At 68.2% G+C, this 8,438-nt stretch carries 8 protein-coding genes and 1 pseudogene; 5 read left to right on the top strand and 4 right to left on the bottom strand.

Translation table 11 applies throughout. From position 1 onward, the window contains the following. From G3N64_RS37335 to G3N64_RS37325, 3 genes are all read right to left on the bottom strand, one after another. The coding region (locus G3N64_RS37335) for a dihydroxyacetone kinase subunit DhaK (RefSeq protein ID WP_205788623.1) at window positions 1-488 on the bottom strand (488 nt) is incomplete at its 3' end. Between the two features lie 246 nt (window positions 489-734). After that, window positions 735-1,877: a sigma 54-interacting transcriptional regulator gene (locus G3N64_RS37330; RefSeq protein WP_205788622.1), complete on the bottom strand. Its 1,143-nt coding sequence runs from the start codon at window positions 1,875-1,877 to the stop codon at window positions 735-737. Continuing rightward, a complete protein-coding gene (locus tag G3N64_RS37325) occupies window positions 1,832-3,064 on the bottom strand; it encodes an acyl-CoA dehydrogenase family protein (RefSeq protein ID WP_205788621.1) in 1,233 nt (410 codons plus the stop codon). Before G3N64_RS37325 ends, G3N64_RS37330 begins: the two co-directional genes overlap by 46 nt. 63 nt (window positions 3,065-3,127) lie before the next feature. Here G3N64_RS37325 and G3N64_RS37320 point away from each other — a divergent pair, with 63 nt between their 5' ends. The 5 genes from G3N64_RS37320 to G3N64_RS37300 all read left to right on the top strand — a co-directional run bounded on the left by G3N64_RS37320 (window position 3,128) and on the right by G3N64_RS37300 (window position 8,317). Beyond that, window positions 3,128-3,523, top strand: a complete 396-nt coding sequence (locus G3N64_RS37320; RefSeq protein ID WP_205788620.1) for a hypothetical protein — start codon at window positions 3,128-3,130, stop codon at window positions 3,521-3,523. A gap of 157 nt (window positions 3,524-3,680) precedes the next feature. Further along, window positions 3,681-4,241, top strand: coding sequence for an FMN reductase (gene msuE / locus G3N64_RS37315; RefSeq protein ID WP_174982075.1), 561 nt, complete (start codon window positions 3,681-3,683; stop codon window positions 4,239-4,241). Window positions 4,242-4,277: 36 nt separating this feature from the next. Beyond that, the gene (gene sfnG / locus G3N64_RS37310) at window positions 4,278-5,381 is read left to right on the top strand and encodes a dimethylsulfone monooxygenase SfnG (RefSeq protein ID WP_205788619.1); all 1,104 of its coding nucleotides are present in this window, start codon (window positions 4,278-4,280) and stop codon (window positions 5,379-5,381) included. A 174-nt stretch (window positions 5,382-5,555) separates the two neighbouring features. Beyond that, on the top strand, window positions 5,556-6,785 hold the full coding sequence (locus G3N64_RS37305; protein ID WP_205788618.1) for an SfnB family sulfur acquisition oxidoreductase: 1,230 nt from the start codon (window positions 5,556-5,558) through the stop codon (window positions 6,783-6,785). A 188-nt stretch (window positions 6,786-6,973) separates the two neighbouring features. Continuing rightward, the gene (locus G3N64_RS37300) at window positions 6,974-8,317 is read left to right on the top strand and encodes an APC family permease (RefSeq protein ID WP_205788617.1); all 1,344 of its coding nucleotides are present in this window, start codon (window positions 6,974-6,976) and stop codon (window positions 8,315-8,317) included. Between the two features lie 8 nt (window positions 8,318-8,325). Here G3N64_RS37300 and G3N64_RS37295 read toward each other — a convergent pair. Further along, window positions 8,326-8,438: pseudogene (locus tag G3N64_RS37295) on the bottom strand (IS5/IS1182 family transposase); the annotation flags it as partial.

The following is an 8,438-nucleotide window of genomic DNA, read 5'->3' as shown; positions in this document are numbered from 1 at the left end:
CCGGAGAGCTTGTGGATCAGCACGGTGCCGGCAATCCCGCGCCGCTGGCCGCGCTCGACGCGGCCGCGCAGCGACACGTCGTCGGCGACGATGACCGTTTCGACCGCAATGCCCTCGGCGCGCGCGAGTTCGGCGGCGAGCCCGAAATTGAGCCGGTCGCCCGTGTAGTTCTTCACGATCAGCAGTGCGCCGTTCGGGCCGGCGCTTGCGCGGATCGCGGCGAGCACGGCGTCGGTGGACGGCGACGTGAACACTTCGCCGCAGACGGCCGCACTCAGCATCCCTTCGCCGACATAGCCGCCGTGCGCGGGCTCGTGGCCGCTGCCGCCGCCGGAGAGGATGGCGACGGGGCGCTGCGCCGGCTCGGGCAGCGGCTGGCGGACGAGCACGTGCTCGTCGCCGAGGATCGCGACATGCGGCGACTGCCGTGCGATGCCTTCCAGCATTTCTCGCACGACATCGGACGGACGATTGACAAGCTTTTTCATGGCGACGGGTTCCGGACGGGTGAACGAGGCTCGGCCGGGCCCGCACGGGCGCCGGACGGCCTTGCGTGTTGCGGAGGATCGTGCGGGCGCGCTGTCGCCGGGCACTGGCGGCCGTATGACGGACGACCGGATGCGGGAGGGGACGCGGCGCACGCTTCGCGCCACGATACATCAGGTTCGGACGTTGCTGTACGGCGTGCGGCGCGATTGCGCCGAAGTGGGGCGGCGGCGCGCTCCCATACGCGGCTACTTCATCGCCGCAATCGCCTTCGCGCGAATCAGCCGCGCGCGCAGCACGTTGCGGCTGATGCCGAGCAGCCGCGCGGCCTGGATCTGATTGCGGTGGCTGAATTCGAACGCGACACGCATCACGGTGTCCTCGATGCGTTCGAACAGGTTGCCGTGATCCTCGTCGAACAGCTCGCGCAGCGCGCGTTCGAGCGCGGCCTGCGCGCCGGCGGCCGGGCCCGGTTCCGGCTCCGCGGTGCGTACGGCGGCCGTCGGTACGCCCGGCGGCGCGAGGTGCAGGTCGGCCTCCTGCAGCGAGTCGTGGCGGCTCACGAGCAGCGCATGATGGATCACGTTTTCGAGTTCGCGGATGTTGCCGGGCCAGCCGTGTGCCTCGAGCCGGCGCTCGGCGCGCGGGTCGATGCTGCGCGGCCCGTAGCCGAGGCGGCTCCGGTAGTCGTCGAAGAAGTGGCGCGCGAGCGGCAGGATGTCGCCCGGGCGCTCGCGCAGCGTCGGCACGGCGAGCTGCACGACGTTGAGCCGGTAGAACAGGTCGCCGCGAAACTGCCCGTTCGCGACGGCCTGTTGCAGATCCACGTTGGTCGCGGCGACCACGCGCACGTCGATCGGCACGCCGGTGCGCGAACCGAGCCGCACGACCTCGCGCTCCTGCAGCACGCGCAGCAGCTTGACCTGCATCGACAGCGGCAGGTCGCCGATCTCGTCGAGAAACAGCGTGCCGCCGTTCGCGGCTTCGAACCAGCCGGGCTTCGCGCTGAACGCGCCGGTAAACGCACCCTTCTCGTGACCGAACAGTTCGCTCTCGACGAGCGTCTCGGAGAAGGCGCCGCAGTTCACCGCGATGAACGGCCCGTTGCTGCGGCGGCTGAGGCCGTGCACGTGTCGTGCGATCAGTTCCTTGCCGGTGCCGGTCTCGCCGACGATCAGCACGTTCGCGTCGCTCGGCGCGACCAGGCGAATCCGTTCGAGCAATGCGACCGAGCGCGGATCGACGAACACCTGCGCGCGGGCACGAATGGACGTCGCAAGCGCGGGCCGGTCGGGTAGCGTGAGGACAGGCGCGGCGTCGGGCCACGCATCGGAAGGGGAGCGGTTCACGAGTAGAAGCCCGGCGTCGGATAGGTGTGCTTGAGCACCCATTCGCCGATCTCGCGAATCTTGTACGCGAGCGGGTCGTGGAGCGTATGGGTGCGCAGGTTGCGCCAGTGCCGGTCGAGCCGCAGCGCGCCGTGCGTCGCGCGTGCGCCGGCGACGTCGAACATGCGCGTGCAGAGATCGAGCCCGGTGCGCGCGGCCGACACCTTGGCCGCGGCCGTGGCGAGCGCGACCTGGCCGCGCTCCGCATGCGTGAGCGCGGCATCGCGCGACCATGCGGCGTCGAGCCGGTCCGCCGCGCGGTCGGCGAGCACGCGCGCGGCTTCGAGCCCGACCCAGAATTCGCCGTACTGGCCGAGGATGTACGGATCGTCGCCGGTGCTCGCGACCTGTGCGCCGGGCCACGGCCGCGCCTCGTGCAGCGTGTAGTGCCGCGCGTCGCTGAACGCGGCTTCGGCGATGCCGAGATACACGTTCGTCAGCACGAGCTGCGCGACGAGCGGGCGCAGGCACGCGAACGGTGTCGACAGCGGGCCGGGGTCCGTCAGCAGTTCGTGATCCTCGACGCGTACTTTCTCGAACGTGACCGTGCCGCTGTCGGTCTGGCGCTGGCCGATGTTGTTCCAGTCGTCGGCGATCGAGATGCCGCTGCGCTGCGTCGGCACGGCGGCGATCAGGAACGCGCGCGTGTCGGCATCGTGCGCGGACGCGATCAGCATCTGCGAATCGAGCGCCCCCGAACAAAAGCTCTTCTGGCCGCTGAATTCGTGCCATGCGCCGCGCGAGCGGCTGACCGTGCGCGCGTCGAGCGGATTCAGCGCATTGCCCCAGAACCACTGCTGGCGCGCGGTGCGCTCGAACCACGATTCCCACTGCGCGGGCGCGCCGAACAGGCGCACGGTCGCGAGCATCAGGTGATGGAAGCCGAACACGTGCGCGAGCGAACTGTCGGCGCCCGCGAGCACGCGGACGACGTCGAGCGTCGTGCGCCAGCTCGCGTCGAGGCCGCCGTAGGCGGCCGGGATGCTCAGTGCGAGCAGGCCGCTGTCGCGCAGCTGGTCGCGCTCGGCCTTCGGCGTGCCGCCCTGCTGGTCGCGTTCGGCCGCGGTGCGTGCAAAGCCGGCTGCCAGGCGCTCGGCGGTTTGCAGCGCGTCGGGCGGGGCCGGTTCGTCGCGGGACGGCGCGACGACGCGCAGGCTTTCCGCGCGGGGCGATACGGAAATGGATGTCATGGCGATGAATGCGTCGGGTCGCTGCACGAAAACGGTCGGGCCGCATCAGGCGTTGCTGACCGGGTGCTGCGTGATCAGCAGAGTGTTCAACGTTTCGTGCAACGCGGGAAACATCGATTTCTGATAACCAATGCCGGATTGCTGCGCTGGACGCAGCCGCGCGCGGAGACGGCGCGCGGCGCAGCGATCGGTTGCACGCAAAGCGACGATGAAGCAGCCATGTCGACGCTGCTGCAAGGATGCGACGCGTCGCGCCGGCGCATGAATGCGGAAAGCGGACGCCAATGCATGCCGAAGGATGCCGTGCGCGTGGCGGAATCCGTGTCGAAGCGGAAGAACGCGCCTGCGGCACACCGCACTGCTGATCACGCAGCAGCACATCAGCAGTGCTGTTTCCCCCAGTTCATCGCGCTGTGGAATATGGTTGTGATGCCGTGGCTGGCACGCATATCAACGTGAGGCGATCGACGGGGGCGCCACGACAGGCCGTCGATCGCGATGCATTTCGTCATGCAGACGATCGTTTGTCGTCGCGATCGTCGAAATGGCACGCTCCTTGCTGACCCATGACGTGACGGGTGCGTCGGCGCCCGACTCGACAATGGGAATGCAACCGATGAGCAATGCAATCAACGTGGTCGCGATATCGGGCGGCCTGCAACGGCCGTCGCGCACGCTGGCGCTGACCGACGCGATCGTCGCGGCACTCGGCGCCGCGCTGCCGATCGACACGCGGCTGATCGAACTCGGCGAGATCGGCGGCCGGCTGGCCGGCGCGCTGACGCGCGCGCAGGTGCCGGCCGACCTCGATGCGCAGATCCGCGCGATCGAGACGGCCGATGCGCTCGTCGTCGCGAGCCCCGTGTATCGCGCGTCGTACACGGGGCTCTTCAAGCACCTGTTCGACCTCGTGCATCACGAAGCGCTGATCGACGTACCCGTGCTGCTCGCGGCCACCGGCGGCAGCGAACGTCATGCGCTCGTGATCGACCATCAGCTGCGCCCGCTGTTCAGCTTCTTCCAGGCCCGCACGCTGCCGATCGGCGTGTACGCGTCGGAAAGCGATTTCGACCAGTACCAGATCACGAACCCGGCGCTGCGCGCGCGCATCGCGCTCGCCGTCGATCGCGCGGTGCCGCAACTGCGCCCGCATGCGCTTTCCGTCGCGGCCGCATAGGCCGCCTGCGTTTTCTTTCTCGACCAGGACACACTCATGAGCCATACCGACCCTTCCGCCGACGGCGTCAAGTTCGCCTACTGGGTGCCGAACGTCAGCGGCGGCCTCGTCGTCAGCACGATCGAGCAGCGCACCGACTGGAGCCTCGAATACAACCAGCAGCTCGCGCGCACGGCCGAGGCGGCCGGCTTCGAGTACGCACTGAGCCAGATCCGCTTCACGGCCGGCTACGGCGCCGAATACCAGCACGAGTCGGTGTCGTTCAGCCAGGCGCTGCTGCATGCGACGACGACGCTCAAGGTGCTCGCCGCGATCCTGCCGGGGCCGTGGCATCCGGCCGTGGTCGCGAAGCAGCTCGCGACGATCGACCACATCTCGAACGGGCGCATCGCGATCAACGTCGTGAGCGGCTGGTTCAAGGGCGAATTCACCGCGATCGGCGAGCCGTGGCTCGAGCACGACGAACGCTATCGGCGCTCGAAGGAATTCATCCAGGCGCTGAAGGGCATCTGGACGCAGGACAACTTCACGTTCAAGGGCGATTTCTACCGTTTCAACGACTACACGCTGAGCCCGAAGCCGGTGCAGAAGCCGCATCCGGAGATTTTCCAGGGCGGCAGCTCGCGCGCGGCGCGCGACAACGCGGCGAGCGTGTCGGACTGGTACTTCACGAACGGCAATACGCCGGAGAACCTGAAGGCGCAGATCGACGACATCCGTGCGAAGGCGGCCGCGAACAACCATCGCGTGCGCATCGGCGTCAACGCGTTCGTGATCGCGCGCGATACCGAGGAAGAGGCGAAGGCCGTGCTCGACGACATCATCCGGCACGCGCACGTCGAGGCCGTGCATGCGTTCGGCGATGCGGTGAAGCAGGCCGGCAGCGCGTCGCCGGAAGGCGAGGGCAACTGGGCGAAATCGACGTTCGAGGATCTCGTGCAGTACAACGACGGCTTCCGTACGAACCTGATCGGCACGCCGCAGCAGATCGCCGAGCGGATCGTCGCGCTGAAGGCGATCGGCGTCGATCTCGTGCTCGCGGGGTTCCTGCATTTCATCGAGGAAGTCGAGTACTTCGGCAAGCGCGTGCTGCCGCTCGTGCGCGAACTCGAGGCGCAGCGGCAGGCGGTGGCCGCGTGATGCGGAGGCCGGTGTGCGGCAGGTGTTCATGCTTGCCGCGCGACGGTCGATCGAAAGGGGGAAGCCGAAGGTCTTTACGGGCCACCCCGGTTTGATGTTTCGGATATCGAAACAGGAGGCCGGCGGGTGCTTCCCGGCACCGCCGGCCGGTTCATGAGTTTTTCCGGAAATGCCATGTCTACGGAAATCATCGAAGAAAACGTGCAACCGCAAGCGGGCGCCACGCCCGTTCCCGTCATCGGCTCGGATGCCGACGCAATCGACGTCGCGAATCAGGTCGCGGCACGACTGGCCGAGCACGCCGCGTTGCGCGACCGCGAGCGGAAGCTGCCGTTCGACGAGATCGAACTGTTCTCGTCGAGCGGCCTGTGGGGCATCACCGTGCCGCGCGAATACGGCGGCGCGGAGGTGTCGAACGTGACGCTCGCGGAAGTGATCGCGATCGTTTCGCAGGCGGACCCGTCGCTCGGCCAGATTCCACAGAACCACTACTGCCTGATCGAGGACATCCGCCTCGAAGGCAGCGACGCGCAGAAGCGCTTCTTCTTCGATCTCGTGCTGAAGGGAGCACGCTATGGGAATGCGTTTTCCGAAGCGGGCGGCAAGAACGTGCTCGATATCCAGACGCGTGTGCATCGCGACGGCGACGCGTTCGTGCTGAACGGCCGCAAGTTCTATTCGACCGGCACGCTGTTCGCGCACTGGATTCCGGTACTCGCGCTCGACGAGTCGGACCAGGCCGTGCTCGCCTTCGTGCGGCAGGGTGCACCGGGGCTGACCGTCGTGGATGACTGGAGCGGCTTCGGGCAGCGCACGACCGCGAGCGGCACGGTGATCGTCGAGAACGTGCGCGTGAGCCCGTTCGAAATCTTCCACACGCAGCGTTCGTACGACCGTCCGACCTTCGCGGGCCCGTTCGCGCAGATCACGACCGCCGCGATCGACCTCGGCATCGCGCGCGCCGCGCTGCGGGACACGATCGCGTTCGTGCAGCAGCATGCGCGCCCGTGGATCGACAGCGGCGTCGAACGCGCGAGCGAGGATCCGCTGACGGTCGCGCAGATCGGCGACATCGCGTACCGCGTGCACGCGGCAGAGGCGCTGCTCGCGCGCTCGGGGCGCTTCGTCGATGCGGCGAAGCGCGAGCCGAGCGAGGAAACGGTCGCGCAGGCCGCGATCGCGGTCGGCGAGGCGAAGATCGCGACGACCGAGGTGTCGTTGCTTGCCGCGAGCAAGCTGTTCGAGCTCGGCGGCAGCAAGTCGACGCTCGCGAAATACAACTTCGACCGCCACTGGCGCAACGCGCGCGTGCATACGCTGCACGACCCGGTGCGCTGGAAGTATCACGCGATCGGCAACTACTACCTCAACGGCGTGAAGCCCGCGCGCCATTCCTGGAACTGACCGGCTCGCGCTCGCCACGCACTCCTGAGTGAGGGCCGTTCGACAGCCAGTGCATCGCCGACGTGCCCGGCGATTACGCGGTCTCGGGCGCACGCTTTCGCGCGGCCGCACCGGCCGCCGACGCAGCCGCCACCACCACCGCGCATGTCGCGCACGCGGCACCGCTTCATCCCCGACGAGGTCAATCGATGAGTCATTCAGCAAGCACCGCGCAGGCACTGCCCGCGCAGCATGCCGTGCCGCAGGCGGGCGGCCTGCGGCGCAACTACCTGAGCCTGCCCGAACTGATCGCGCAGTCGATCGGCCTCGTCGGCGTGTCGGGCGGGATCGGCGTGCTGATTCCCGCCGTATTCGCGACGGCCGGCAACGGCACGTGGCTGGCGTACCTGTTCGCGATCGTCGCGTTGCTGTTCGCGTCGTGGAGCATCTCGGTGTTCGCGCGCGATTCGGCGTCGCCGGGTGCGCTGTATGCGTACGTGTCGGCCGGCATCGGGCCGGTCTGGGGCGCGATCTGCGGCTGGTCGCTGCTGATCGCGTATGCGGTGGCCGCCGCGGGCATCCTGCAGGGGACGATCAACACGTTTCTCGTGCTGGGCCGCGAGACCGGGCTGCTCGGCAGCGCGACACCGCTCGGCGCGGTGCTCGGGCTCACGGTCGTCACGGCGTTCGCCGCGTGGTACATCGCGTTTCGCGACATCCGGCTGTCCACGCGCTTCACGCTGCTCGTCGAACTCGCGACGCTGCTGCTGATCGCCATTGTCGTGATCGGAACGATCGCGTTCGGCGGGCACCCGGTCGATCGCGCGCAACTGACGGTCGAAGGCGTGAAGCCGACCCAGCTGCAGCTCGGGATGGTGCTCGCTTTCTTCAGCTTCACCGGGTTCGAGAGTGCGACCGTGCTCGGCGCAGAAGCGCGCGACCCGTTCCGCGCGATTCCGCGCGCGGTGCTGATCAGCGTCATCGGGCCGGCGATCCTGTTCGTGATCGGCGCATACGGGATGGTGAGCGCGTTCCACGGGCAGACGCCGCCGCTCGATCAGGTCGACGGCCCGCTGGCGGTGCTCGCGCATCGACTCGGCGCCGGCTGGGTCGGCGTGCTGATCGACGCGGGGGTGGCGTTGAGTTTCTTCGCGGCGTTCTTCTCGTCGATCAATGCGGCGGCGCGGATCGTCTATACGTTCGGGCGGCAGGGCGTGCTGCATGCGTCGACGGGCCAAGCGCACGAGCGGAATGCGACGCCGCACGTCGCGGTGGCGCTGATCGCGGTGCTGGCGCTGGCCACTGCGCTGGTGTTCACCGCGCGCGGCACCGCGCTGCTCGATTCGTACGGCTATCTCAGTTCGATCGCGACGTACGGCTGGCTGCTTGCGTACGTGCTGGTGGCGATCGGTGCGCCGCTTTATCTGCGTCGCCAGCGCAGGCTGCGTGCGCGGCACGTGGCGATCAGCGTCGTCGCGGTCGTGCTGCTCGCGATTCCGCTGGCCGGCAGCGTGTATCCGGTGCCGGCGGGCGTCTATGCGTGGTTGCCTTAGAGGCCAGTTCAAAAAGGCTGCTCGATACGCCTGAAGATGTTCCAACAGACAAGCGAGCAACCGAGTTTCAGGAATGCTTCGTGAATGTCGGCACGTCGCTCGAAGCGAGTGCGTAGGCGAC

The sequence above is a fragment of the Burkholderia sp. Ac-20344 genome, from assembly GCF_017104975.1.
Lineage (GTDB): Bacteria > Pseudomonadota > Gammaproteobacteria > Burkholderiales > Burkholderiaceae > Burkholderia.
Note: the sequence above shows the minus strand (reverse complement) of the source record. Positions and strands in the feature narration are given on the sequence as shown.